This window comes from Oleiphilus sp. HI0117 (assembly GCF_001635235.1).
In genome coordinates this window covers 1-989 of record NZ_LWGA01001393.1, presented here as the reverse complement: position 1 = coordinate 989, position 989 = coordinate 1, and the positions used below count along the sequence as shown (strand labels likewise).

2 protein-coding genes are annotated in these 989 nt (G+C 42.3%); one reads left to right on the top strand and one right to left on the bottom strand.

Annotated elements, in window-relative coordinates; genetic code table 11:
• Positions 1-566: SIMPL domain-containing protein (locus A3757_RS23680; protein WP_068740394.1), on the top strand; the 566-nt coding region annotated here is incomplete at its 5' end.
• 67 nt (positions 567-633) lie between these two features.
• On the opposite strand, the gene A3757_RS23675 is transcribed toward A3757_RS23680, so the two are convergent.
• A partial coding sequence (locus A3757_RS23675) for a DMT family transporter (protein WP_156506532.1) occupies positions 634-989 on the bottom strand: 356 nt, incomplete at its 5' end.

The window sequence follows — 989 nt, the reverse complement described above, 5'->3', positions numbered from 1 at the left end:
TTAATATTACTTTCTCTGCAACAAAGTTTGAAGCAGAAAAAGCGAGAAGAGCCGTCGACAAGCTGGTCCGCCCTTTCCTGTCAAAACTAGAAGAATACGATATTCAAGAGAACTCCCTCGACACAAGCAATACACAATTACACCCACAATACGAATACCGAAATAACCAGCGAGATTTCAAAGGTAATCAAATTACGCGCAAAATTGAGTTTAAACTAAATGATCTTGCGCAACTCCAGGCTCTTATCCAAGACATCACCCGCACAGAAGCATCTCATCTAGGGAGTATAAGATTCACACTTAAGAACAAACAGAAGCTAAAACGCAAAGCCTTAAACAAAGCAATTAATAAAGCAAAAAATAAAGCAGCTACCATTGCCCAAGGCTTCGAAGTAAGCTTGGGGAAAATTTTAAATGTAAAGCATGTTAGCAACGAAGCAAGACCAGCCCCACAAATGCGCGCCATGGCAATGAGTGCTGAAATGAGCGACAGCCAAAGTAATACCTACCAGCAAAAAGAAATTGAATACAATGCGACCATTAGCGCAGTATTTTCAATCGATTAAGCACTAGTCATACGACACCAAATAGCATATAGCACCGGCAATTCAACCTGAATCGCCGGTGCCTCATTCAGCCCGCAACTTCAACAGACTCACTATTTTTATGCTTATCAAGCTTACGCTCTGAAGCGCTCCAGTAATAAAGAACTAACCCTGAAAGGATACACGCGGTACCGATTAGCATTACTTCGCTAATGTGTTCACCATTAAAAAAGGCACCCAAAGCCAAAGCAAAAACAGGTGTCATCAGAGTCACCATTGCAACAGCCGTTGCACCCAGCTCTTTAATAATAAAAAAGTAACATGCAAAGCCCAATAGTGAGCCGGCTATCGCTAGATACAAAACAGACCATGGCGAACGTGTTCCCCAATCAAGGTACGGAAGCTGACCATCCATCACAAACCATGCTGCAATAAATAGCGGCA